Below are 24,440 nucleotides of genomic sequence, written 5' to 3'. Positions count from 1 at the left end.
AATAAAAAGATTTAAAAGGATCTTGACGAAAATTATAATTTGAAAACGAAATATATTTCAGGTTAAGGATTTAAAAAACGATGAAAAAATACATCTTACTACTATTACTTTGTGTGCAGGGACTTTATGCACAGGTAGAATTTAAAGCTACACCCAGCAAAACCTCGCTGGGCATAAACGAACGCCTTATCGTGGAATTTTCCATGAATGAGGATGGTGATAATTTTACGCCACCTCAGTTCCCCAACTTTAGGGCACAGGGACCTCAGCAAATGATAAGTAATTCCTGGGTAAATGGGAAGCGTAGTTTTAGCAAAAGTTATAAATACCTGCTTATCCCAACTGCAAAAGGTACATTTACGATAGGTTCGGCAAGTATAGAAATAGGCGATAAGGTGTATAAAACGGCTCCAATTAAAATTAAAATTGGCGATGCAGTACAGGGTGCAGATCCTACAAACCCGTATGCCAACAATCAGGCACAGCAGGTACAGGAAAACACGGCACAGGGTGTTCACCTGGTTGCCGAGGTGAGTAAAACGAATCCGTATCTAAACGAACCGGTAACGGTAGTCTATAAATTTTATGTAAGCCATAATACGGCGGTGAGCGGCTGGAAAGAGGTTAACAGCCCGCGATACAATGATTTTTGGAGTCAGAACATCGATATCAAAAACCTTGTTTTACAGGAAGAAAACTATCAGGGGCAAAGCTACCGTATGGTAGTGCTACGCAAAACCGTACTGTATCCGCAAAAAGACGGCAGGCTGGAAATAGAACCGCTTACTCTTGATGTGAATATGGAAGTACCGGATGGGAGAAGGGACTTTTTTGGAAGACAGTCTACCATTGCTACAAACAAGGTAGTGTCGGCAGGCAAGAAATTCATTAATGTAAAACCATTACCTGAGAAAGGGAAACCGGCAGGCTTTACTGGAGCGGTGGGGAGTTTCGACTTTAAAGTTACACCATCTAAAACAACAATAAGCAATGGCGAAACGCTGCAGCTTGACGTAGTGGTATCGGGTAGAGGAAATCTAAAATTATTTACGCTGCCTAAACCACAGGTTCCGTCTGCGTTAGAATTATACGATCCGGAGCACAAAGAGAATGTTACAACGCCGTTAACCGGCATGGAGGGCAGTATATCTGATATTTATACGATAGTGCCGCAGAGCAAAGGAAAATACCCTATAAAAGAATTGTCATTCTCATGGTTCGACCTGGCCTCAGGCACTTATAAGACTATTACGCATAATGAGATTATGGTCGATGTGCTTAATGTACCTGAAAATCATGATAGTGCTTCTAAAAATGCCACTGCCGATAAGAAAAAAGCAGGGGCTGTAGAGCCATTCCGTTTTATAGCGTTGGATACTTCGTTACAGGCAGTTGGCAAAAGCGATTTCTTCGGGTCAGGATTGTTCTACGCACTGTTATTTATTCCGTTCCTGCTAATCCCGGTTATTGTATTGGCTAAGAAGAAAAAAGAAACCTATGATAACGATGTTACAGGTAACAAAATAAGAACCAACAATAAGCTGGCGAAGAAATACCTTTCGGAAGCCAAAAAGCAACTGGGCAGTAAAGAACCGTTCTATGTAGCGCTCGAAAAAGCCCTGCACAATTTCCTTAAAGGGAAGCTTAGCATAGAAACATCAGAAATGAGAAAGGAAAACATACAGGAATTGCTGCTTTCGCGTAAAGCAGATGCGCAAACCGTAAATGATTTCCTTAAGCTGATGGACAGCTGTGAGTTTGCCAGGTACGCGCCTTCATCAGGTGTGGCCATGCAACAGGATTATGATAATGCCGTTACCACAATAACTGCACTGGAAAAGCAAATGTAAGTAGTACAAAGTATCGATACAGAAAAATGAAGAAGCTAGTATATATTTTAATCACCCTGTTATTCGCTCAGGCATCCTTTGCTCAAAACGCTTTTGAGAAAGGGAACGAACTGTATCGCAAAGGCAAGTATGAAGAGGCGGCACAGGCGTATGAGAGTATCCTTAAAGACAAAAAAGAATCGGCAGAGGTATATTTTAACCTGGGCAATGCCTACTATAAACTAAACCGTATTGCGCCTTCTGTTTACAACTATGAAAAAGCATTACTGCTAAATCCAAACGATAAAGACATTACTGTAAATCTTGGCTTTGCCCAAAAAATGGCTATTGATGATATTAAAGCTGTTCCAAAAGTGGGATTCACTAAAATGCTTTACAACATTACAGGCAGTTATCACTATGATACATGGGCTTGGATAGCTGTAGCGTTCGCTTCACTGTGTTTATTATTCTTTTTGGGATATTACCTTGCCGCAACTACTTTGCTAAAGCGTATCTTTTTTATTGGGATGTTTATATCGCTGCTGGTTATTGTGATTAGTATCCTTTCGGCGGTATTTGTAAAATCGGTAACACTAAAAGAACGTCCGGCCATTGTGTTTGATGAAGTGGTGTCTGTTAAGGGCGAACCATCAAAAAGCGCTCAGGATGCCTTTATACTACACGAAGGCACCAAGGTTTTTGTAACCGAAGAAGTAGATAACTGGAAAAAAATAGAACTTGCCGATGACAGCGTAGGCTGGATTGAAAGCAGTGCTATTAAAGAAGTTAAGTAATTTATTTACAGTAAACATAAACAGTTCCTTTCAAATTATAAACTCATGTATAGCTTCGACAAGATCAGCATGACAGTGTGATGTCATTCTGAGCGAAGTGCAACGGAGTCGAAGAATCTATCCTTCTTTTTTAGAAACAAGAAACATATCAGCTATTCCAATTATTGGTGGGATGGTGTTACTTCGTATAAAAAAGGTTATGCTCTACATATTCCCATACATTACCTGGAAGCAGCGGCCTAACGTTTTTACCTTCTTTTATACTATCACGAATAAACGTAGACGATAGTTCCAGTATAGGTGCATTAATGTGTTTAATGCGTGCGTGTGTCATTAATTCAGGGTCTGTTTCGCCTGAGTTTAAGCGTGGGTAAACATAAATGTCGTGGTTTTGAATAATAACCTCATAGTTTTTCCATTTATGCAGTGAGTTCAGGTTGTCTTCGCCCATAATAAGCGAAAACTCATAAGTTGGGAATTTTTCCTGTAAATGTGCCAGCGTATGAACCGTATAATTAGGCTGAGGCAGGCGAAACTCAATGTCGCTTGGCTTTAGTTTCGTATAATTTTCTGTTGCCAGAAATACCATTTGTAAACGATGATGATCGTCCAGCAGGGTGCTTTTTTTCTTGTGAGGGTTATGAGGCGTCACTACAAGCCATACCTGATCCAGGTCGCTGTATTCGGCCATGTGGTTGGCAATGATAAGATGCCCGGCATGTATGGGGTTAAATGTCCCGAAGTATAGCCCTACTTTCATGGTGTTATTTTAAATAGGCGGTGCCGTGTTTGGCAGCCATTTGCTTTAGCAATTCCTTATTTTCCATAGAAACATCTTTTGCTTCAGAGAATTCTTCCTCAAAAGTGTTTTCTGCGGTCATTTTCTTTTTCTCCTTTGCAATATAAACATCAGTATGCATCATAAACTTTGCCGGATTTCCTGCATAAAGGCAGTTGTTTGGTATGTCTTTTGTTACAATAGACCCTGCCCCAATAATAACATCGTTACCAATAGTTACCCCGGGCATTATTATACTGCTTGCGCCTATAAAAACACGATTCCCTATTTTTACATTCTTAATCTTGGTATATTCAAGAAAGTTCCAGGTGCTGGCATCATGAGCAAGGATATGCACATTTGGAGCAAGGGTAACGTTGTTACCAATTTCTATGTGATAGGAATGCGAACCGTCAATAATACAGCCTTCCTGAATATTGAAATTAGTGCCTACTTTAAGGCCTTTTCGCTTTAAAGCCTCAAGGGCATTCAGGTTTTCCATGCCTAACAAGCGTTTTACTATAGGCTTGGCCCAATTGATAAGTTTACGCTTCATGGTTCACATTTAAGATTTTATAAAATCTTTTACTAATTGATAGGCTTCCTGCTTGGCAATATCCAGGGCATAATTTTTTATAATAGTATCAAACTGCGGCGCTGTAGCCAGTTCTACTGATGCTTTAGCGATACGCATATTGATTTTATCTTCACTTTCTGTAGAACGTTTTTTAAGACGTATCTTAAGTTCGTCGATACTTGGCGGTTTTACAAAAACAGCAAGTGTTTCTTCGGGGAATTTACTTTTAATACGCAATCCTCCGGCAACATCGATATCAAAAATAACGTTTTTACCTTCGGCCCAAATGCGTTCTATTTCGGTTTTTAGTGTGCCGTAAAAATTATCACGGTATACTTCTTCCCATTCTACAAAATCTTCGGCTTTAATATGTTTCTTGAATTCTTCAAGCGATATAAAGTGATAATCCCTTCCGTCAACTTCTCCTTCACGCGCGTCACGTGTTGCTGCAGATACCGAAAATGCCAGATTTAAATCCGGCTGTTCCAGCAAGTGTCTTACTATAGTGGTTTTTCCCGACCCGGATGGCGCCGAGAATACTAATAATTTGCCTTTCTTCATTGTATTGTATGCTATTCTGTATGCTTAATTTATGCTAATGGCGCGGCCTATAGTTAAAGCACATTAAGTACCTGTTCTTTAATTTTTTCAAGCTCATCCTTCATCTGTACAACCAGTTTCTGCATTTTTGCATGGTTAGATTTAGAGCCCATTGTGTTGATCTCGCGACCCATTTCCTGCGTGATAAAACCAAGCTTACGTCCGTTTGCTTCGCTTCCAGCAAGTGTTTCGATGAAATAGTTAAGGTGGTTTTCCAGTCTTACTTTTTCTTCGGTAATATCCATTTTCTCAAGGTAATAAATAAGTTCCTGCTCAAAGCGGTTCTCATCTACCGTTACCGTAAGTTCGTCTATCGCGGTGCGAAGTCTGGTTTTTACATTCTCGATACGTTCACCATCAAGTGAAACAGCTTCGTTCATGTAAGATAGTATATTGCCTATTCTTAAAAGGAATTCTTTTTCTAACGCTGCACCTTCAGAAACCCTGAAGTTGTGAATGTTCTCTAATGCCTGAACGATAACACCCTGTATGGTACTCCATTCGTTTTCGTCGATTTCCTCACGTTCTGTTTTAAGGGCATCGGGCATACGCACAGCCATCTTCATTAGTTCAGTCACATCAGCACCCGGAATTACATCCTGCATTTGCTTAATGTAAGCCTTTACAATAGGCACATTGATCTTAGATGAAGTTTCTTCGCCGGTAACCTCAACAAATAGCGAAAAATCGACTTTGCCGCGTTCCAGTTTCTGCGCTATCTGGTTTCTAAGTCCCAGTTCCATTTCCCTAAGTGCAGAGGGCATTCTTACGCTAACATCAAGACCTTTGCTGTTTAGCGATTTAATTTCTACGGTAATCTTTTTTGTAGGTAATTGTAAAGAGGCTTTACCAAAACCCGTCATCGATTGTATCATGTAAAAAATTTAGTGCGACAAAGTTAATAAAAATAAACTATGGGCTTCGTTTTGAAGTAAATTCAGGTAAATTATACTGTTTTTATCTTTCCCGGAGCTGTAACCAGGTACACCCCAACAAAAATGAGCAATGCTGAAAGCAGCTTTACAAGACTCAATTCGTCCTTGCCCAGTGCAATGGCAAATACCGTAGCAAAAAACGGCTGGAGGTAAATAAAGACAGCTACAGTAGTAGGTTTTAGCTCTTTCATAGAAAGCAGGTTAAGCAGGTAGGTTAGAAAAGTGGAGATTACCACGACAAATATTACCTTAACGGCAACATCTACAGGCATTCCCGGCCAGTTTACCTGAGACAGCTGTTTCCATCCAAAGGGGAGTACCATGATAAACCCAAAAAGATAGATCCATTTTACAAATGAAAACGGGTTGTACCTATCCATAAGTTTCTTGACCAGAATAAGGTAAAGCGCATAAGACACTGCATTTACAAACACGAGGAAATTACCCCAAAGTGCATTTTCGCCATTGCCAACTGCTTTGCCATACAAAATAAGCAATACAGTACCCACAAGCCCCAGTAGGATACCTATGGCTTTTTTGCCTATTATTTTTTCTTTAATAATGAATGCCGAAAGTACCAGTACCAGCATGGGTGTAGTGACCATGAGTACTGATGCCATAATAGGCGAGGTAAGGCTGAGCCCTTCAAAAAAGGTAAGCATGTTTAGTGCTACACCAAAAAAAGCGGCTGCTACAATGCGTGGAAAATCGATTAGGGCGATTTTTTCTTTGCGAACGAATAACGAACAGATCCAGAAAAGTATTGCCGAACCGCCCACACGCAGTACAATAAAACCAAACGGTTTTACAAAAGCAGGCATTACGTCTTTAGCAACGGTAAACGTTATACCATAAATTATAGACACCAGTGTGGCGGCTATAAGAGCAAGATTGCGTTTGCTCATTTAAGACAAATGATCGATGGCTGCCTGTACCACTTTTGGGCTGTTGCCCACAAATATGTTTTCGCCGTCTACAATTACAGGGCGGCTCAAAAAAGTATAGTGCTCTAAGATGAAACCCTTGTAGTCAGCTTCGGTAAATGTCATGTCTTTCATGCCACGCTCTTTGTAAAGGGTTGCTTTTCGGCTAAAAAGTGCTTCATAGCTTCCGGCAAGGCGGTGCATTTCTTCAATATCTTCAACAGTTATAGGCTGGCTTTTAATGTCCTGAAGTGTAAAGCCTTCAATATTAGGAAGCGATTTTATAATGCGTCTGCATGTATCGCAGGTTTTTAGATGGAATATTTTTTTCATGGTGCAAATGTAAAATTTAGCCACGAATTGTGCGATTTTTTAATTGAAATTTCTAATGATCCAAATTGAATAATTCATAGTAAAAGCACTATTTTTATTCCGCAAAAAAAAGAAACAATATGGAAACCGAATTCAAGATTACACGCACCAGCAGGGAGATATATACCAAACTGTTTGAAAAATATACGCTAGAGCAGCTTAACAAGATACCGGATGGTTTTAGCAATAACCTCATCTGGAACATTGGGCACATTATGGTATCACAGCAAATATTGGTATACCGTGGTGCAGGGCAGCCATTATCAATAAGCGATGATCTTGTAAGTTTATATATGAGGGGTACACGACCGGAGCGCGATGCTACCCAAGAGGAAGCAGACCAGATAAAAGAACTGCTATTCTCTACCATTTCTAAAACCGAAGAAGACTACCGCAACGGATTATTTACTACTTACAGTGCCCGCAAAAGCGAACTGGGCTTTAGCCTGGACAGTATAGAAGACGCTATTGCGTTTAACAATTACCACGAAGCGATACACCTTGGGATTGTTATGAGCCTTAAGAAGTTTGTTTAGACTCTGAATATAGATCTTAACGATTCTTCTACCTCTAATTCGATAAAAAAGGAATCGTTAAGATTATCATAAAATCTGTAAAGAACTCAAAACACCGATTAAAATCGTTGTTTTATAATATTCTCTTACAAATAAAAAAGCTATATTTGTTAATAAGGCATTTTTTGTTAAAATTATTAACGTATACGGCTTATGAAAAAAATACTACATTTTTTCATCCTTATTCCCTTTCTCTCTCTGGCTCAGCATGATCCTAACGATACTATCACCGATTATTCCAGCCATGGCCGAAAATTTTCTACCGCTGTTTTCTTTGTTGGGCGTTATAACATGTCAGCCGATAAAGATGTAGATTATAAAGGCGTTCACCATACAGAACCTGATGAAGCTGTAACCAATTCTTTCGATTTAAAATATGTGCGCCTTCAGGGTGTATTTCATGTTAACGATAAGATAAGCACCAATATACTGGTTAATCTCGCCGATTTTAAAAACAATCCTACAAACAAAGTACTCGAGAATGCCTTTGTAAAATATGCTTACGATAAGCACATTAATGTACAGTTTGGGCAGTTCAGGCCTTACTTTGGGCTTGAAGATGTATTTGCTTTCCAGCTGGAAAACTCATACGACTGGTCTAATCAATATACCCTTTTTGGCAATAACAACTGGCAGTCATTCCAGATAGGTGCCGCCCTAACCGGTAGTCTTCATGATATAAAAATTCCACTTAGCTATTATTTTACTGTATACAATGGAAATGGCAAGAACCAGATAAGCGATAACAACAGCCAAAAAAATTATGCGTTGCGGTTTGAGTACAATCTGTCTAAAAGCCTTCGGCTTGCTGTAAATGGCGCTACATCACGACTGGGTAAAGTAACGGGTAATGCTTATGGCGGTGACGCACAATTGCACTATGTACTATCGCCCCTTTTAGAAATTAATGCTGATGCCGAATACAAGCGCGGAACCAATTTTTTAGATTATACAGCCTCAACGCTTGAGATACCTAACCTGAACGATTTTGTGATGCAGGGTTTTTATGTTGCGCCTAAGGTGCGGTTTAATTATAATAAACCCCGTATAAGGGCATTTGAAGCAAGCTTTAGGTATGAAGCTCTCGATCCTAATACCAATGTAGGGCGCAATTCCTACCAAACATTTACGCCTGTATTAAGTATTATAGGATCGGGCGATTATCACGCGAAAATCTCTCTTGTGGGGGTATTTAACCGCTATAAGACCAGTATCCCTAATACCGGTAATTATAACAGTAACCTGTTCCTTACACAAATACAGGTACAATTCTAATACTTAAAATTTCCTGCCAATGAAGTCTGAAGTAAATTACAAAATGATGGCGTTAAGCGCCTTGATTGGAGTGATACTCTGGTACATTCCCGTTCCCGAAGGGTTAACCGAAAATGCCTGGCATCTGTTTGGTATTTTTGTTTTTATCATTATGGGTATTATTGTTAAGGCAGCACCTATGGGTACTATGGCCATGCTGGGTATAGCACTTTGCGCTTTCTCTATGGTACTCGCGCCGCCCGATTCTAAAAACCCTGCTGCCGACGGTATTACAAATGCCCTTAGCGGTTTTGGCAGTTCCATCATCTGGCTGATAGGGATGGCGTTTTTCATAGCTCGCGGATTTATTAAAACAGGACTCGGTTCCAGGATTGCCTATTATTTTGTAAGCAAAATGGGCAAAACTACGTTGGGATTGTCTTACGGGCTCAATTTTGCCGATTTACTGCTTGCTCCTGCAGTACCCAGTAATACCGCAAGGGCGGGCGGGATAATATATCCCATCATGAAATCGGTAGCGATGAGTTTAGGGTCTGATCCTGCAAAGCCCGAAACCCATAAAAAAGCAGGTTCTTTCCTTACGCTTAGTACTTATAATGCCAACCTTATAACCTCAACCATGTTTCTTACAGGTACGGCAAGTAACCCTATGGCACAGCGTTTTGCTGCCGAATTGGGTATAAAGATAACCTGGGGAAGCTGGGCAATTGGTGCAATAGTGCCGGGATTGCTGTGCATGTTGTTAATGCCTTGGGTGTTATATAAGGTAAGTCCGCCACAAATGAAAAGTACGGGCGATGCCCCGCAAATGGCAGCTCAAAAATTAAAAGAGATGGGTCCTGTGTCCAGGAATGAATGGATAATGGTAGCTGTTTTCTTCCTGTTGCTGGTGCTTTGGATATTTGGTGACCTGCTGCATATAGATGCTACTACAGCGGCACTGCTTGGATTGTGTATCCTATTGCTGTCACAGGTATTAACCTGGGAAGATGTAAAAGCCGAAAAAGGTGCATGGGATACGGTAGTTTGGTTCTCATCATTAGTCATGATGGCGAGTTATCTTTCTAAACTTGGGTTTATTCCGTGGCTGTCGGGTAATATCGAGAATTACATTAAAGACTTTAGCTGGTACCTGGCATTCCCTATAATAATATTGCTTTATTTTTATCTGCATTATATGTTTGCCAGTGCCACGGCACACGTTGCAGCTATGTATTTTGCCATGCTGTCTGTAGGGGTGAGCGTAGGGGTGCCTCCTGTAATGTTAGCTTTGTTTCTAGGATATTGCGGCGGTATATTCGGTACGCTTACACATTATGGCCACGGTCCGGCGCCTATTCTATTTGGTAGTGGGTATGTGCCTATTAATACCTGGTGGAAGGACGGCTTTATACTTAGTGTTGTTTACCTGCTGGTGTTCTTTATTGCAGGTGGTGCCTGGTGGAAAGTGCTGGGTTACTGGTAAGAAATAATTCACAAGGGTTTTTATATAACAAAAAGAGCGTCATACTTTATGACGCTCTTTTTTATTTAGAACCTTTTTGAGGCTTATTTGATCTTTAAAAATTGTTCTATCTCACTGTATGGGAAAAGTAACTCTTTTTTACCTTCAGCATACGATGCGATCTCGTAGGAGTTATAATAAAGCAACAGTCCGTTTTCTTTAAAGAAGATGTTTTGCGGTAAGGCAAATTTTTCGTCCTCAAACATCAGTCCGGTAGCATTGATATTCTTGCCTTCAGGAATTTTAAAGGTCTCTCTGAATTTCTTTTCGGCATAGGCTGTAAAACCGGCCTCATCTTTAAAAATATCAGATCGTTTTAGTTCTTTTCCTGTTTCCGGATTGTACAGCAATGAAGTATTACCTTCATAACCGTGAGCTCCGCCGGTATAAGTGTAATGGTTAAGTTTAATATTAATCACCTTATCGGTATTATAATCTACAGATCCTTTTACTTTTCCTTCCCAGCCAATGGCATCTTCCGGGAATTTCTTTTTAAGTTCTTCATACGACCCAATGAACGATGCATTAAGATCGTCATAGGTTGTTGCAGTATAAGGTTTTTCGCCAAAGAAAATAATTCTTCTAATGGTATTAAATACGTTTTTGTTAATGCTGTCTGCAACTACAGGAACACCTTCGGCCACGGGTATTTCAATATTCACACTGGCACATTGATCGGTGCACGGCAGTGAGGTTTTCTTGTTATGGGTTTCGGTTTTAAAAGTAAGTGCTGTTTCTTTTTTGTCTTTGCCGCAGGCTGTAAGTAAAACCGCCACAAAAAACAGGGAGAGGTATCGTGTCATAATCATTAAAGTGTTATTGTTTTGCAAAACGCGTCTTTCGGTATAGACGGAACAGGCAATTTACAGTAAATTTGCTCAAAATAATTGACAACGAATTCAAGATTATATGAAATTTAACACTAAAGCCATACATGGTGGGCAGCATTATGAAGCCCACACCGGCGCAGTAATGCCTCCGGTATTTCAAACATCTACTTTTGCACAAAAAAGTCCGGGTGTACTTATAAATGGATACGAATACAGCCGTGGTGCAAACCCTACACGTACTGCCCTGGAAGATGCTTTAGCAAGTATTGAAAATGGTGCACGCGGTCTTGCATTCTCGTCTGGTCTTGCAGCTACAGATTGTGTTATGAAACTGCTTAAACCTAACGATGAAGTTATTGCTATGGACGACCTTTATGGCGGTACCTATCGTATGTTTACCCGCATCTATCAGGATATGGGAATTAAGTTCCATTTTGTAGATATGAACGACCTGGATAAATTCCAGTCGCTTATTAACGAAAATACTAAACTGGTTTGGATAGAAACACCTACTAACCCGTTAATGAAAATTGCCGATATCGAGGCTATTGGTAAAATAACAAAAGCTAACAACATCCTTTTTGCTGTAGATAACACTTTTGCAACGCCTTACCTGCAGCGCCCTATTGATATGGGAGCAGATATCGTTATGCACTCTGCCACTAAATACCTTGGCGGACACAGCGATGTTATTGCCGGAGCACTTATTATTAAAGATGCTGAGCTGGGCGAAAAAATGCACTTCTTGCAGTTTGCAACAGGGGCAACCCTTGGGCCGCAGGATTCTTACCTTGTGCTAAGAGGTATTAAAACATTACATATTCGTGTACAGCGTCATTGTGAAAACGGACAAAAAGTGGCCGAATATCTTGAAAATCACCCTAAAGTAAAAACAGTATACTATCCGGGTCTTAAAAACCACCCGTTCCATGATGTTGCTAAAAGGCAGATGCAGGGCGGTTTTGGCGGAATGGTATCATTCACATTCGAATCGGGAGCAAAGGCAGATTCTATTAAATTCCTTGAGAATCTTAAAGTGTTTACACTTGCAGAATCGTTAGGCGGAGTAGAATCGTTAGCAAATCACCCGGCTTTAATGACACATGCCTCTATACCGGAAGCGAAACGAAAAGAAATTGGAATATCTGACGATCTTGTGCGCCTTAGCGTAGGAATAGAAGATATCGAAGATCTTATTGCCGATATTGAACAGGCCTTAAAATAGTCTGATTTTTTTAACGATATAAATGTCCGTAGATCAAAGTGTCTACGGACATTTTTTATTTATATTCGGAACGAAAAATAGTACAAATAATTAATTAGCAGTCATTTATGGCTTATGTTTTTATGTGTTATTCTATAAAAATGTATATTTACTAGTATGATTCACTAAGCTTTTTAACGAATAAAACCTACCAAAACATGAGCAATAGTTTACAAACTTTTATGGATGCTGTTACTGTAAGGAACAGCCACGAACCGGAGTTTCTTCAGGCTGTACATGAAGTCGCCGAAACGGTACTTCCGTTTATAGAAAAAACACCAAAATACCAGGGCAAAATGCTTTTGGAACGGATGGTAGAGGCTGAAAGGATTATTATGTTCAGGGTTACATGGTTAGATGATAAAGGAGATATACATGTAAACAGGGGGTATAGAATACAAATGAACTCGGCAATTGGTCCTTACAAGGGAGGGCTTCGATTTCATCCGTCGGTTAATCTTAGTATTCTTAAATTCCTGGCTTTCGAACAAACGTTTAAAAACAGCCTGACTACGCTGCCTATGGGGGGTGGTAAAGGTGGATCGGACTTTGATCCTAAAGGGAAATCAGATAATGAGATCATGCGTTTCTGCCAAAGTTTTATGACAGAGCTTTGTAAACATATTGGTGCTGATACTGACGTCCCTGCCGGAGATATTGGAGTAGGAGGCCGTGAAATTGGTTTTATGTTCGGGCAGTATAAAAGGCTTAGAAATGAATTTACGGGTGTGCTTACAGGAAAAGGGGTTAGTTACGGCGGATCGCTCATTCGCCCGGAAGCTACCGGTTACGGCTGTGTATATTTTGTAGAAAGTATGCTTGCTACAAGAGGAGAAAGCTTTAAGGGTAAAATAGTGGTTGTGTCGGGATCTGGTAATGTGGCACAGTATGCGGCAGAGAAAGCAATGCAGCTGGGCGGCAAAGTGGTAACTTTTTCAGATTCTGCTGGGTATATTTATGATGAGTCCGGGATTGATGCAGAAAAGCTTGCCTATGTTATGGAAATTAAAAATGAAAACTACGGAAGGATAAGCGACTATCTTACTAAATATCCAAATGCTAAATATATAGCAGGTGGCAAACCATGGGAAGTTAAGTGTGATATCGCACTGCCCTGTGCCACCCAGAACGAACTTGATGGAGACGAAGCAAAACAATTATTAGCTAATGGATGCATCAGTGTTGCCGAAGGTGCTAATATGCCCTGTACACCCGAGGCTGTTATAGCCTTCCAAAATGCTAAAATTCTTTTTGCACCGGGTAAAGCATCAAATGCAGGAGGTGTGGCAACATCGGGGCTGGAAATGTCGCAAAACTCGCTTAGGCTTAGCTGGTCTAAAGAAGAGGTAGATGACAGGCTTAAAAATATTATGAGTGCTATTCACACATCTTGCTTAACTTATGGCAGTGAAGGCGGAGGATATATAGATTATGTAAAAGGCGCTAATATTGCGGGTTTTGTAAAAGTAGCCGACGCTATGCTGGCACAGGGAGTAGTATAATTTTGTGTAGGATACAAGCAGCATGCACCAGAAACCGGTAGTAAAATAAATATTTAAACCAGATCAAAACAGCCTAACTTCTTTATTTTAAGCAGTCCTTATACAAAAACCGCTATAATTGCGTTTTAGCTTATATTTGCGCAAATAAATGCTTTAATGAAAAAGGTTCTATCACTATATTTTTTATTGCTTTCGTTTACTATCCTTGGGCAGGAAAACCAACCCTGGAGAAGTTTTTTTTCTTATAACGATATTGTAGATGTTACAGAGTCTCCAAGCAAAGTGTTTGGTGCTGCCGGCAGTGCCATTTTTGAAAAAAATCTTGGCAATAATAACCTAAAAACAATAACATCTGTAGATGGTTTAAAAGTAGAAACGATTACAGCGATTCATCATAGTTCTGCATTCAACAGAACGCTTGTAGGCAATAGTAACGGTTTACTTTTGGTTATTAAAGGAGATAATACTATAGTTAACAAAATAGGTATTGTACAGGAAACCACAGTAGCAGCAGCAAAGAAGAAAATAAACAGCATTTATGAGTACGAAGGCAAAGCTTATATTGCCTGCGATTTTGGTATTGCAGTTTTTAATCTCGAAACGTTAGAGTTTGGTGATACCTATTACCTCGGTCCAAACGGATCTGAAGCTGCTGTTTCACAATGTACCATTGCAAACGGAATTATTTATGCCGCCTGTACTAACGACGGAATCAGATCGGCATCCATAGCAAACCCAAACCTTAACGATTATAACCAATGGCAGCAATTATCGGCAGGTCAATGGACAGGTGCCGTAACTTATGCAGGAGGAGCATGTTTTTCGGACACAAATGGTACATTATTCAGGCTTATAAATGGTAATCTTGTTTCTTTTGTTTTAATGCCAAGTCAAATTGTAGATCTTCGTGTTGCAAATGGTTACATGATAGTAACAAGCTCAAACGTTGTGCATGTATATAATCCGCAGTTAACGCTAGCAGCGAAGCTTGATTATTGGTCGCTGCCTGAAAATATGGCCAGTATTTTTACCTGCGCAACAGTAACATCTGAAACGTTATTTATTGGAACTCAATCTAAAGGAATGATTGCAGTAGGTTTTAATGGGTTCAATCCAGAGAATATAACTCCTAATGGACCGGAACGAAGCAATATCTTTTCCCTGGAAAAAACACCTAATGCTTTATGGGCGGTATTTGGCGGATATAGCTATACTTATGAGCCTGATTATTCAGAATATGGTGTTAGTAAATTTAATACAAAAGGCTGGACTACTATTCCGTATTCTAAACTAAATGGAACAAAATCCATATCGGATATTACTGTAAGTCCGGCAAATGAAAACCTTGTATACCTTAATTCATTTCACTCAGGGCTTCTAAAAGTAGAGAATGATGAGGCAGTATTGCTTTATAATCAAAGTAATAGTACGCTGGAATCGCAAATGTTTGTGCCGGGATTTACAAATGTGAGGGTAAATGCGGGAGTTTTTGATAAAGCAGGAAACCTTTGGGTTACTAATAGTATGACCGAAAAGGTACTTAAAGTACTAAAACCTAACAGTCAATGGGGAACGTCTTATTCATTTAAAAATCTTACCCAGAAGACAATTACAGACAATTACAGACAAATGGTAATTGATAAAAATGGTACAAAATGGATAGCATCACTATTAAATGGAGTAATAGGCTTTAATGAAACATTAAACAATAAACTTATAGTAATAACCGAAGGTCAAAATGGTAATTTACCATCTTATACGGCAACATGTGTTGCAATAGATAATAATAACCGTCTTTGGATTGGTACCAATAAAGGGTTAAGAGTATTGCCGGGGATAGATCGCTTTACTACAGAAAATGAATTGACTACAAATCCTATAATCATTATGGAAGATGGTCTTGCTCAGGAGCTAATGTACGAGCAGGGAATTATAGACATTGTTGTAGACGGAGCAAATAATAAATGGATAGGTACGGCTAATGCAGGTGCTTTCTTAGTCTCTCCGGATGGGCAGCAGACATTGTTTCATTTTACAAAAGAAAATTCTCCGTTACCCAGCAATTCGATTAATGATATAGAAATAGACCATGCAAGTGGGGAAGTTTTCTTTGCAACAGACAAAGGAATGGTATCTTACAAAGGTACATCTACAGAAGCAGCGACCGATCTTAGTAAGGTATATGTTTTTCCTAATCCTGTGCGTCCCGGTTTTGAAGGTGATGTCAATATTAGTGCACTTATAGATAAAGCGAATATTAAAATTACCGATATTGAAGGAAATCTGGTTTTTGAAACCACATCAGAAGGAGGAACGGTTTTATGGGATACACGGGCTTTTGGTAAATATAAGGTAGCATCGGGGGTTTACATGATCTTTATATCTTCAGAAGATGGTACACAAACTAAGGTTAAAAAAGTAATGATCATTAGATAAATTACGAATAACAAAAAATGCTCGTTAAAACAAAAGCCATAGTAATAAGTTCTTTACGATATCAGGAAAAAAGCCTTATTGTAAAATGCTTTACCGAATCTGACGGATTAAAATCATACTATGTTAGAGATGCCTTTTCTTCAAAAAAAAACAGCCAGAAAACAGTTTATTTCCGGCCGTTAAGTATTCTCGAAATAGAAGCATCACATAAAAATAAAGGCACACTTGAATATTTTAAAGAAGTGCGCCTGGCACATCCCTATTATTCTATCAATACAGATATAATAAAGACGTCTATTGCCATTTTTGTATCAGAGATGCTGCATCATTGTATCAAAGAAGAAGAAAAAAACCAAAGCTTATATTCTTTTTTAGAAACAGCATTGTTGTGGCTTGATAGTCATGATGAAGCAGCAAATTTCCATTTGATATTATTATTAGAGATAACTAAATTTCTTGGCTTTTATCCCGACGGATCGCAGCAGGAGCATTCTTTCTTTGAAATGACCGGTGGCATTTTTGCTCCTTATCAGTCAATAAGTTGCCTTTCGGCGGATGAAACTACGCTTTTGAGAAGGCTTATGGTGCTGAAATTTGATAATAGCACTAAAGCATTTCATGTTACCGAAAGGCACATATTATTAAAGATATTACTGGATTATTATGCTTTCCATCTGGATGGATTTAAACGTCCAAAATCGATCGATGTACTTAAAGAGGTTTTTGGTTAATATTCTTTTCATTATCGAGAAGAAAAAATCCCTGCAGAAATCCCCACGGCCAACCACACATACCATTTTTTATACCAGGGTTCAGGAACTAGAACCTCTGCTGATTTAATTTGTGTTACTTCAATATACGGATTTGAGTTTGTAATGTTTGTAGTTACTGATTCTCGACCCAAGAACCATTTCCGTTTAAATCCATTTATAATAGTTGTTTCAGTATGAGTACTCAAAGCATTAATTGTTATGCCTTTTTGATCTGAATTATAACTAAAGCTATACCAATTCTCTTTTACTTCGCCAGAACGCCTAAAAAGGCACGGAGTCGTGTCTTTGTAGGCAATTCTTATGGTGTCAAATTGCACTAGTGTTTTGTATTTTACAATGCTTTTTACTTTTGAGAATTCTTTTGCCAGTAATGCCAGTTCCTTGTCTTTGTTTAGAATTAAATCTTGGAGCTGTTCTTTATTTAATTGCAATGTTTTTATTTCGGCAGTTTTTGTACCCAGCTTGTTTTTAAAATGAGTTAAAGAGTCTGTAAGTGCGTTTAGGTTGGCAACATCTCTGTTATGAATATAACGACACTTTTCGATACTAAATAGTAGAGTTACAACTAAAGCTATACTTATAATATAAGTTATATAGTTTCTCATTACCATCTTGCTTTAGTTCCGCGAATATCATAGTGTACGAAGCCTGAATAAATACCGATCCCTCCCTGCTTCATCTTACCGTCATTAATTAGTTTTTCAATTATAGCAGCCAGTGCTTTCGGAGCATGACCTTTAGCATTGATATCTGCTGCTTTAGCAATTAAATGCTGACTGTTTGCGGCTCCCTTTACTTTTTTATTATGTGATGGTGTTCTGTATCCACTGCCGGTAATTTCAACAGAAACACCCAAATGATCTCTTAGTATCTGTAAGTTGTTTGCAAGTTCCTGTACATTGTCATAATATACCTTTGGTACAGGAGTTCCGTCTTTACAACCGAATTCTTTTAATGAGAAATTTTTAGTTAATTCCATTGTTTTCGTTTTTTATGGTTTTGTATAGTTTCCAGCTTTCGGATGAAATTTTTTGTATCTTTAAAAGAATATCAAATCCCATTCGTTTTATGTTCTCGAAAAAAATGGAGTAGAATTCAATAGCACAAAAAAAGGCAATTACGACTGTTGTAAACGTTAGATTTTGAGTTGAAATAGATCCTGAAGGGATTTTTTTAATGACAAATACTATTTCTATTCCCCAGGCACATAAGATGCCCAGAGCATAACAAATAAATTTAACAGCTGATAGCCTAAGTTTAGAAGATTGAATTAGGTATCTTTTTTCAGAAGCAGAATTAGTTTTCTTAAATTCGATCCAGCTAGCCAGTATTCCGGTAATAAAATCCAATATAAAAAATAAACCGAGTAAGATTACGGCCTTTTGGGAAGTAGTTAGAACTAGAATAGGAATGCAAGGAAATAAGATTAAAGGTTTATTTAGCATTTTTTTTGAGGTAAAGTATTGTTTATGTATATTATTGGCCCTATTTAAGGATTTTTATTTTTATAATGCGAGTTCCGGAGGCTTGTTCTGTTATTGATCCATTGAGTATTCCGATAAATACCGTGTTTTCTGCAGTTGATCTAGCATAAACGATTTGACCACCGTCTATAGGATCGGATGTAGTGGCTAGAATAAAATCACCTGCAGTTACTCCATTCACGGTAACAACTATGCCTCTTGTTTGCCCAGGAGGAATAGCTAGAAATATTAAAGAAAGTGTTGCTTCTATTGTTTTATCTATAGTTACTGCGTTTAACTGCCCTAATGTAACAGCATTATTAGGCAATGTAGCAGGAGCGATCTGAACTTCTCCCGAAAATTTCCCTGTACCTCCTACCTCTAATGTTGCTGTTGGTGTTGCTGCTATACCAATACCGACACTTCCCCCATGTTTTTGCATTATTATTGGTTTAACACCAGTTCCAGCATAATTAGTTCCTTGTATATTAGGTAATGAGAATCCAGGTTGTAATTTAATTGATGAATCATTAGCTAAATCTTTACTAATAATAAGACCATTAATGTCTGCATTACCGGTTAATTGGAATTTTTCTCCACTATCATCTGGTGAACCTATTAGTATATTTTTAGCATATATAGCTAGATTTTGACTAATATTTATATCTCTGGATTGTATGAATGAAGTAGTGGGATTCAAAGTTCCCCCATACAATCTGGCTTTTCCTTTAGTCCCTATTGCAAATGCACCTTCAACCTGAAACTTATATCCGGATTCGAAATCATTACTACCAACAATTATACTAGAGGCAATAATATTCTCGTTAAAATTCTGGTCACCACTAAATGTATTACCTCCGTTTAGATTTGCTTTTAGATCTAGCTGGCTTTTATTTACGGCACTTCCTAAGGCAGTTCCATTAGGAATAGTTACTTCTCCAGAAAACTTCCCTTTCCCATTAACATCTAATTTTGTGCCTGGCGTTAACGTACCAACACCAACATTTCCTTCTTTACTTAGTTTTAATGCAAGTGTAGAACTTCCGGCATTATATGTCCTAAATTCAAGACTGCCTGAATGTGCTCCTGATGTACTTGAATCGATATTGGCTGATATACTACCATAACTCACCTCTGACTCCAATGTGTTATGTCCCAGAAATGATTGTGATATCGCATCATTGGCAGTTTTTGCATCAGAAGAAATTATCCCTACTGTTGCTAAACCTCCACCGTTTACACCAGTTCTTTTGAATCTTCCTATGCCGTTTACATCTAATGAATACAAAGGATCAACCTTATTAATACCAATGTTTTTTTGATGTGTAATATATAAGGCAGTGTCCTCTCCTGATGGATAGAATCCGATTCCGCTTCCATTTGCTGCAATGGTTGGATTACCTGATTCATATGTTCCTCCCCAGGAAAGATTGTTACCGCTTGCTATATTAATGTTTCCATTAACATCTAGTTTTGCACCAGGTGTCTTCGTTCCAAAACCAATATTACCACCATTTATCCAGCTGTCGCCGGTCGAGTACAACCTAATTACATCGTCTCCGGGAGTGCCGTATAATTGTAAAATACCATTAAGATCTGCATTATTTGAACCTGATCCTATAGAACTTACGGCCTGACCATTCCTGTATGTTTTTTGGGTAAGTGCTCCGTTAGGAACATCGGAGAGTATTTGTCCATATACCCCAAAATCACCGTTTATTGTTTGGCTTCCAGAGAACGAATTACCACCGGTTAAATTAGCTTTACCCACCAGTGAAGTAGCAATGTCTGCTAAAGTAGTAAAGAGACCGGCAATGTCAGTTATTGTTATTGAGAGCCATGACTTAAAAGTTGAAGCGGTATACCTTTTTGCAGTGTTAGAAGCGTCTAAACCTACAGCTTTTGTTAATACTGAACCATCAGTACTGAAATCAGCAACAGCACCACCCCAATTTGTAGTGCTCACAGAAGTTCCAGTAACGTTGATTGGCCATGTACCGGCAGCATTACTTCCGTTATTATTTGCTTTTGCATTCAAAGCTGCTTGTAAACCGGCAATATTGTTGATTGTAAAGGTCGCCGAATCGACTACATTACCTGCTGCATCCTTAAATTCTAAGATAGATGGATTGGCTCCATTGAAATCAACCGTCTGCATTAGATTAGATACAAATGCACTTACCGATACTTCGCTTAAAATTATCCCGGCATCGTTTTTTAATTCTAATTTTTGTGTAGTTTGATTATAAAAGAACGTAGTTCCTTCATTATTCAGAAAAGCAAGATTTACCGTGGCAAGCGTAGTTCCTTCACTATTTTTAAGATACATTTCGGCAGCAGCCTGGTTAACAGTAATGGTCAGTCCGTTTAGTTTAGCAACAGTGGTGTAAGGGGAAACTCCATCACCATTATTGGTGAGTTGTGATATATTTTTATTACCTCCTTGTGCTAAGATCTGTTCTAAGGTAGGGGTGGGGCTAATACCGCTATTTGTAGTCGCTACAAAATCTTCCTCTTCAAAAGGGGTATTATTTAGTCCATAGATACCTGGAATGCCTTTAAATTGTGCAAAATATAAAACATCGTTTACAGAATAACTAAAGTAATAGGTCTTTATACTATCATCTTCATTTATATACCCGGAATCGCTAAAATCCCAAAGCGAAGTATTTGCTTTTAATAAATAATCACCATTCGTAACCGGATCAATATTATAAATAATCGCACCGGGATCATTCTGTATGTCATCCTGAGTAAGATTTAATGTGGCCAGCTGAGTGATCATTGTGGTAGTAACTGTTGTCCCTCCTATACCATAAGTTCCTGCTCCCGGCCTGAACAGGTATAAGTATTTTTTATTATTGAATGAGGACTGACCAATTTCTGCAGATGTGAAAATAGAATTTAGTGATAGAACAACCGGAGTATCAGTAGCTGATATCACTGTAGTTCTATTGTTCATTTTTGCGACAATTGCAGTAACACTGGAATCACCAAGATAGAGACCAAGATTAATGCTTCTGCCAATATTGTTTTGAGCAAACGTACTCCCGTCACCCATATTTATTCGGGAATAAATTATAGGAAGCAAAGCTTCCTGTAGCAGTGCCGCCGATGTATATACAGTTCCATCAACAGAGAACTGATTGTAATGTGTCAATTCTACCAGCACATCTTTTCGTTCATAGCAGTTAAATATTTCTATTTTATTACCACGAACCACCGAAACGTAATTTTTGAAATATTGTATCCCGTTAAGGATAAACCGCTTGTCGTTAAAGGTGTTTATAATGTTCATGCTATACTATTTTTTTGAATTTTAAACCTCTAGATGTGAGTTTGTTACAATGAGTAAAATCGGGGTGATGGGTTCTGGCAAGGTATTTTTTTACGTTTTCCCAAATTTGAAATGCCGCATCGCGATTCAGTCCATAAATGGTTTTTTTTGCCGATGCATCTACCGGACGACTGTTGTCACCTAATTTTTCGACGATAGAATAGGGCGTATCTGTAATCGATGAAAACATAATATGACGGGCATAAGCAAAATAAGCTAACACCATTTTTAGTCCGTAATTGGTATAGCTAATGCCGTCAATCTCATAAACACCTCCTGTTAATAGCTCTTCATGCTCTGTGGGGTTTGCCAGGACTTTATTATATAGGCTTTCGCCCAATAAAGGCTGCAGGTCGAGTATTTGTGCATCGAGTATCATTTCGTTAAGCTTGTCATCATTTGGGGTCTTAGATACCTGTCTGTACTTCGCTATGTCATTCCGTGTTATTAGTTTCTGCATTATTTATCAGTTTTAAAGGTTCTATTTTCAATGTCGAATAATCCTGTGAGCGTTCCAATAATCCGTTAATCACAGCTGTAAGCAGATATCGTTCTTTGGTTGTGTTTTCCCAATAGGTGCGTTTCATTTCGCGAATGGCTTCACCCGAATTACCAAAAAGAGAAGCCTCATTGGTCTTTAGCAGCCCGGCCGGAAGGTTATTAAAAGCAACCAGAATGTTTTCGCGAACACTGGTTTCGGTATAATTAAAAAGCTTGTCGTCTATTTTGCTTTCAATTTGTTTGATCAGGATGGCATCTTCCAGTTTTTCTCCTGCAAAATCCATTTCCAGGCATAGTACACCTCCCGTATTCTGCGCGCCAAGGCTGTCTTTAATAGCTTGTTGAAAACGCTCTCTTTCGCTTTCGGCATCCATAAGTGCAGTACTACCGGGTTCAAGGCCATCGCCCACAAGCGGACGAGTTACTACCAATGTATTACCAAAGAACCCTTTGCGAAGCAACCTGTTTTTGTATATCGATGCTTGTGCTTCACTATCACAATCTTCGGCAACCGAGTCAATTCGCGACAGCGGATACAGCAATTTGGTATCCATATTTACAAATAGTACCTGACCCTTGTAGTGCTCCCAGCCTCCAGCTTTTTCTACCTGTGCATCGATCACTTTTTTACGCGGATTAAAAACATCGATAAGCTGAATGTCTGATTTTTTAGGTTTGAGCCATTCTTTGCAAACAGCAATTTTTCCGGTATAGTCATTACTGTCAGTTTTACCTATGCGGCACCATTCGAACGGAATGACACTAAAATCAGATATCTGGTAAAGGGCATTCCAGTTTACATGAATGAATACACCACGTTGTTTTACCAGATCGTCGGCTACATCATCGGCAAAGTCAATTAGCTTTAGGTTTTGTTCTTTGTTAATGATAAGGGGGTCTACCTCTGTTCCATATCCTTTACCTATTAAGTACTGCACCATTATAGTAGCAGCAGATTTTGCTGTAACACTATTGTTTATCAACCTGTCCATTCGTTCAGGGTAGGCATTGTCAGTATCGTTTGCATATACATCTGCCGATTTATTCCAGGGTGTGAGCCTTTTCCATACCTCAATCAGCAGTGTTTTCATTGGTAATTTCGTTGACAGAAATATCAGGGGTATTGGTTAACGGTTTGTCTTTTTTTTTATCCTGTTTTGCCTTTTTGACCGGAGGTGTTGGTATTTGCGCAAAATACCGTTCGCCATTTTTGTGAAGCAGCAATTGCTGGGCATATTCATTGGTAATATTACCGTTGTTAACCAGTATGGGGGAGCCAAATTCCAGCGGAATGTTTTCGTATTTGGCATGGAGCCTGTAATGTGATGTATTTGCCATGGCTTTGTAATGGTTTTTATACCGTGTTAGGTATTCGGTTAAACATTTTGGACAGGCAGGGTTTACCTTTTCCTTGAAAATGGAGGTGTATTCCTGAAGAAACAACTCCAGGTACCGCACACCGCTACCCGTAATGGAATGGGTAACGGTGGCAATATCCATAGAGATAAAATCCATAGATTTATCCTGCAGCCTGTAAAAACTTGTTGGTAAAGGCCGTTTTAGTAGCTGCGTAGCTTACGTCAAGTAATGTTCTTGGCATCGTAGTTTCCTCATACCCGTCTGAGCTGGAAAGTTCGAACATGATCATGTTGTCGTTTTCTTTAGAGTTATTTGTCATGGTCATTAATTCAAGACCTGATGTTAATCCTAAGATCTCGAATGCATCTTCGCTGTTAGTACCTTTCCATACCTGCTCAATAACAGCGACATATTTAGAACCTTTAGAAAGACCATCGGCCTGTTGCTTGTTTGCTGCACTTGGGTTAAAGATCACTCCGGAGAAAGTATGCTTGAATTTATCAGGTGCGTTTTCTTTTTTAACCAATTCCCATGCTTTACCATTACTTTGCTTTACACCGCTTAGTAAATAGCCTGTTTTACCCGGTTTTAACTGAAGGTTAGTTACTAATACTCTGTTTGTAACATCGGTAGTGGTGCTTACCACATCAATGTCGTCTTTATTAATTAGGATTACGTTTTGTTCTATACCACCCACTGGTGCATTAGAGCAATTAAATAATATATCTGCGGTTAAGTTTCCTGTGCAATCTACTGGCATGTTGTTTTTGTTTTTTATTGAAAAATTGAGGTTTGTAACACAGATTCGCA

The 24,440-nt window shown here is 38.9% G+C and carries 24 protein-coding genes; 9 read left to right on the top strand and 15 right to left on the bottom strand.

The features are described 5' to 3' along the window. Positions 1–80: 80 nt before the first annotated feature. Both EPI11_RS12345 and EPI11_RS12340 read left to right on the top strand, forming a co-directional pair. Positions 81–1,850 (top strand): BatD family protein, encoded by a 1,770-nt coding sequence (locus EPI11_RS12345; protein WP_128390284.1) that lies wholly within the window; start codon positions 81–83, stop codon positions 1,848–1,850. Between the two features lie 26 nt (positions 1,851–1,876). Beyond that, on the top strand, positions 1,877–2,626 hold the full coding sequence (locus tag EPI11_RS12340; RefSeq protein ID WP_128390283.1) for a tetratricopeptide repeat protein: 750 nt from the start codon (positions 1,877–1,879) through the stop codon (positions 2,624–2,626). Positions 2,627–2,804: 178 nt separating this feature from the next. On the opposite strand, the gene nadD is transcribed toward EPI11_RS12340, so the two are convergent. From nadD to EPI11_RS12310, 6 genes are all read right to left on the bottom strand, one after another. Continuing rightward, positions 2,805–3,386, bottom strand: coding sequence for a nicotinate (nicotinamide) nucleotide adenylyltransferase (gene nadD, locus EPI11_RS12335; RefSeq protein WP_128390282.1), 582 nt, complete (start codon positions 3,384–3,386; stop codon positions 2,805–2,807). Between the two features lie 4 nt (positions 3,387–3,390). Further along, a complete protein-coding gene (locus EPI11_RS12330; protein WP_206619118.1) occupies positions 3,391–3,960 on the bottom strand; it encodes an acyltransferase in 570 nt (189 codons plus the stop codon). 9 nt (positions 3,961–3,969) lie between these two features. Beyond that, positions 3,970–4,542: a guanylate kinase gene (gene gmk / locus EPI11_RS12325; RefSeq protein WP_128390281.1), complete on the bottom strand. Its 573-nt coding sequence runs from the start codon at positions 4,540–4,542 to the stop codon at positions 3,970–3,972. Positions 4,543–4,595: 53 nt separating this feature from the next. Then, the gene (locus EPI11_RS12320) at positions 4,596–5,456 is read right to left on the bottom strand and encodes a YicC/YloC family endoribonuclease (protein ID WP_128390280.1); all 861 of its coding nucleotides are present in this window, start codon (positions 5,454–5,456) and stop codon (positions 4,596–4,598) included. A gap of 71 nt (positions 5,457–5,527) precedes the next feature. Continuing rightward, a complete protein-coding gene (locus EPI11_RS12315; RefSeq protein ID WP_128390279.1) occupies positions 5,528–6,421 on the bottom strand; it encodes a DMT family transporter in 894 nt (297 codons plus the stop codon). After that, the gene (locus EPI11_RS12310) at positions 6,422–6,772 is read right to left on the bottom strand and encodes an arsenate reductase family protein (RefSeq protein WP_128390278.1); all 351 of its coding nucleotides are present in this window, start codon (positions 6,770–6,772) and stop codon (positions 6,422–6,424) included. It abuts the gene before it with no gap. A gap of 119 nt (positions 6,773–6,891) precedes the next feature. Here EPI11_RS12310 and EPI11_RS12305 point away from each other — a divergent pair, with 119 nt between their 5' ends. The 3 genes from EPI11_RS12305 to EPI11_RS12295 all read left to right on the top strand — a co-directional run bounded on the left by EPI11_RS12305 (position 6,892) and on the right by EPI11_RS12295 (position 10,126). After that, on the top strand, positions 6,892–7,347 hold the full coding sequence (locus tag EPI11_RS12305) for a DinB family protein (protein WP_128390277.1): 456 nt from the start codon (positions 6,892–6,894) through the stop codon (positions 7,345–7,347). A gap of 192 nt (positions 7,348–7,539) precedes the next feature. After that, a complete protein-coding gene (locus EPI11_RS12300; RefSeq protein ID WP_128390276.1) occupies positions 7,540–8,661 on the top strand; it encodes a porin in 1,122 nt (373 codons plus the stop codon). A 19-nt stretch (positions 8,662–8,680) separates the two neighbouring features. Beyond that, entirely contained in the window at positions 8,681–10,126 is a 1,446-nt protein-coding gene (locus EPI11_RS12295) for an anion permease (protein ID WP_128390275.1), read from the top strand. A gap of 83 nt (positions 10,127–10,209) precedes the next feature. On the opposite strand, the gene EPI11_RS12290 is transcribed toward EPI11_RS12295, so the two are convergent. Continuing rightward, a complete protein-coding gene (locus tag EPI11_RS12290; protein WP_317125641.1) occupies positions 10,210–10,974 on the bottom strand; it encodes a DUF3298 and DUF4163 domain-containing protein in 765 nt (254 codons plus the stop codon). A 100-nt stretch (positions 10,975–11,074) separates the two neighbouring features. Here EPI11_RS12290 and EPI11_RS12285 point away from each other — a divergent pair, with 100 nt between their 5' ends. From EPI11_RS12285 to recO, 4 genes are all read left to right on the top strand, one after another. Next, positions 11,075–12,220, top strand: coding sequence for a cystathionine gamma-synthase (locus EPI11_RS12285; protein ID WP_128390273.1), 1,146 nt, complete (start codon positions 11,075–11,077; stop codon positions 12,218–12,220). A 197-nt stretch (positions 12,221–12,417) separates the two neighbouring features. Then, entirely contained in the window at positions 12,418–13,761 is a 1,344-nt protein-coding gene (gene gdhA, locus EPI11_RS12280; protein WP_128390272.1) for an NADP-specific glutamate dehydrogenase, read from the top strand. Between the two features lie 156 nt (positions 13,762–13,917). Further along, positions 13,918–16,197 carry a type IX secretion system anionic LPS delivery protein PorZ gene (porZ, locus tag EPI11_RS12275; RefSeq protein ID WP_128390271.1) on the top strand — a complete coding sequence of 760 codons (2,280 nt, stop codon included), beginning with the start codon at positions 13,918–13,920 and terminating at the stop codon, positions 16,195–16,197. Between the two features lie 17 nt (positions 16,198–16,214). After that, positions 16,215–16,928, top strand: a complete 714-nt coding sequence (gene recO, locus EPI11_RS12270) for a DNA repair protein RecO (protein WP_128390270.1) — start codon at positions 16,215–16,217, stop codon at positions 16,926–16,928. Positions 16,929–16,939: 11 nt separating this feature from the next. On the opposite strand, the gene EPI11_RS12265 is transcribed toward recO, so the two are convergent. From EPI11_RS12265 to EPI11_RS12230, 8 genes are read right to left on the bottom strand one after another with little or no spacing between them, the layout of a single operon-like run. Beyond that, positions 16,940–17,575: a DUF6549 family protein gene (locus EPI11_RS12265; RefSeq protein ID WP_128390269.1), complete on the bottom strand. Its 636-nt coding sequence runs from the start codon at positions 17,573–17,575 to the stop codon at positions 16,940–16,942. Continuing rightward, complete coding sequence (locus EPI11_RS12260; RefSeq protein WP_128390268.1) at positions 17,575–17,949, bottom strand: YcbK family protein; 375 nt, start codon at positions 17,947–17,949, stop codon at positions 17,575–17,577. Before EPI11_RS12260 ends, EPI11_RS12265 begins: the two co-directional genes overlap by 1 nt. After that, complete coding sequence (locus tag EPI11_RS19265; RefSeq protein ID WP_128390267.1) at positions 17,936–18,415, bottom strand: phage holin family protein; 480 nt, start codon at positions 18,413–18,415, stop codon at positions 17,936–17,938. Before EPI11_RS19265 ends, EPI11_RS12260 begins: the two co-directional genes overlap by 14 nt. A gap of 40 nt (positions 18,416–18,455) precedes the next feature. Continuing rightward, positions 18,456–21,731 carry a beta strand repeat-containing protein gene (locus tag EPI11_RS12250; protein WP_128390266.1) on the bottom strand — a complete coding sequence of 1,092 codons (3,276 nt, stop codon included), beginning with the start codon at positions 21,729–21,731 and terminating at the stop codon, positions 18,456–18,458. 1 nt (position 21,732) lies between these two features. Beyond that, positions 21,733–22,230, bottom strand: a complete 498-nt coding sequence (locus EPI11_RS12245; protein WP_128390265.1) for a DUF6712 family protein — start codon at positions 22,228–22,230, stop codon at positions 21,733–21,735. After that, a complete protein-coding gene (locus tag EPI11_RS12240) occupies positions 22,205–23,362 on the bottom strand; it encodes a hypothetical protein (RefSeq protein ID WP_128390264.1) in 1,158 nt (385 codons plus the stop codon). Before EPI11_RS12240 ends, EPI11_RS12245 begins: the two co-directional genes overlap by 26 nt. Beyond that, positions 23,343–23,786: a hypothetical protein gene (locus EPI11_RS12235; RefSeq protein WP_128390263.1), complete on the bottom strand. Its 444-nt coding sequence runs from the start codon at positions 23,784–23,786 to the stop codon at positions 23,343–23,345. The genes EPI11_RS12240 and EPI11_RS12235 overlap by 20 nt, the downstream gene beginning before the upstream one ends. Before the next feature lie 4 nt (positions 23,787–23,790). Continuing rightward, positions 23,791–24,390 carry a hypothetical protein gene (locus EPI11_RS12230; protein ID WP_128390262.1) on the bottom strand — a complete coding sequence of 200 codons (600 nt, stop codon included), beginning with the start codon at positions 24,388–24,390 and terminating at the stop codon, positions 23,791–23,793. Positions 24,391–24,440 lie beyond the last annotated feature (50 nt).

It is taken from the genome of Flavobacterium cerinum (genome assembly GCF_004028155.1).
GTDB classification, from domain to species: domain Bacteria; phylum Bacteroidota; class Bacteroidia; order Flavobacteriales; family Flavobacteriaceae; genus Flavobacterium; species Flavobacterium cerinum.
The sequence above is the reverse complement of the archived record's forward strand: the minus strand, read 5'-3'. Positions and strand labels throughout refer to the sequence as shown.

Coding starts and splice junctions, on each gene's coding strand:
- EPI11_RS12315 (WP_128390279.1), bottom strand. CDS start 6,421: ATGAGCAAACGCAATCTTGCTCTTATAGCCGCCACACTGGTGTCTATA.
- EPI11_RS12285 (WP_128390273.1), top strand. CDS start 11,075: ATGAAATTTAACACTAAAGCCATACATGGTGGGCAGCATTATGAAGCC.
- EPI11_RS12295 (WP_128390275.1), top strand. CDS start 8,681: ATGAAGTCTGAAGTAAATTACAAAATGATGGCGTTAAGCGCCTTGATT.
- gdhA (WP_128390272.1), top strand. CDS start 12,418: ATGAGCAATAGTTTACAAACTTTTATGGATGCTGTTACTGTAAGGAAC.
- EPI11_RS12245 (WP_128390265.1), bottom strand. CDS start 22,230: ATGCAGAAACTAATAACACGGAATGACATAGCGAAGTACAGACAGGTA.
- EPI11_RS12330 (WP_206619118.1), bottom strand. CDS start 3,960: ATGAAGCGTAAACTTATCAATTGGGCCAAGCCTATAGTAAAACGCTTG.
- EPI11_RS12305 (WP_128390277.1), top strand. CDS start 6,892: ATGGAAACCGAATTCAAGATTACACGCACCAGCAGGGAGATATATACC.
- EPI11_RS12320 (WP_128390280.1), bottom strand. CDS start 5,456: ATGATACAATCGATGACGGGTTTTGGTAAAGCCTCTTTACAATTACCT.
- gmk (WP_128390281.1), bottom strand. CDS start 4,542: ATGAAGAAAGGCAAATTATTAGTATTCTCGGCGCCATCCGGGTCGGGA.
- EPI11_RS12340 (WP_128390283.1), top strand. CDS start 1,877: ATGAAGAAGCTAGTATATATTTTAATCACCCTGTTATTCGCTCAGGCA.
- EPI11_RS12250 (WP_128390266.1), bottom strand. CDS start 21,731: ATGAACATTATAAACACCTTTAACGACAAGCGGTTTATCCTTAACGGG.
- EPI11_RS12240 (WP_128390264.1), bottom strand. CDS start 23,362: ATGAAAACACTGCTGATTGAGGTATGGAAAAGGCTCACACCCTGGAAT.
- EPI11_RS12235 (WP_128390263.1), bottom strand. CDS start 23,786: ATGGATTTTATCTCTATGGATATTGCCACCGTTACCCATTCCATTACG.
- EPI11_RS19265 (WP_128390267.1), bottom strand. CDS start 18,415: ATGCTAAATAAACCTTTAATCTTATTTCCTTGCATTCCTATTCTAGTT.
- EPI11_RS12260 (WP_128390268.1), bottom strand. CDS start 17,949: ATGGAATTAACTAAAAATTTCTCATTAAAAGAATTCGGTTGTAAAGAC.
- EPI11_RS12310 (WP_128390278.1), bottom strand. CDS start 6,772: ATGAAAAAAATATTCCATCTAAAAACCTGCGATACATGCAGACGCATT.
- EPI11_RS12265 (WP_128390269.1), bottom strand. CDS start 17,575: ATGAGAAACTATATAACTTATATTATAAGTATAGCTTTAGTTGTAACT.
- EPI11_RS12230 (WP_128390262.1), bottom strand. CDS start 24,390: ATGCCAGTAGATTGCACAGGAAACTTAACCGCAGATATATTATTTAAT.
- nadD (WP_128390282.1), bottom strand. CDS start 3,386: ATGAAAGTAGGGCTATACTTCGGGACATTTAACCCCATACATGCCGGG.
- EPI11_RS12290 (WP_317125641.1), bottom strand. CDS start 10,974: ATGATTATGACACGATACCTCTCCCTGTTTTTTGTGGCGGTTTTACTT.
- recO (WP_128390270.1), top strand. CDS start 16,215: ATGCTCGTTAAAACAAAAGCCATAGTAATAAGTTCTTTACGATATCAG.
- porZ (WP_128390271.1), top strand. CDS start 13,918: ATGAAAAAGGTTCTATCACTATATTTTTTATTGCTTTCGTTTACTATC.
- EPI11_RS12345 (WP_128390284.1), top strand. CDS start 81: ATGAAAAAATACATCTTACTACTATTACTTTGTGTGCAGGGACTTTAT.
- EPI11_RS12300 (WP_128390276.1), top strand. CDS start 7,540: ATGAAAAAAATACTACATTTTTTCATCCTTATTCCCTTTCTCTCTCTG.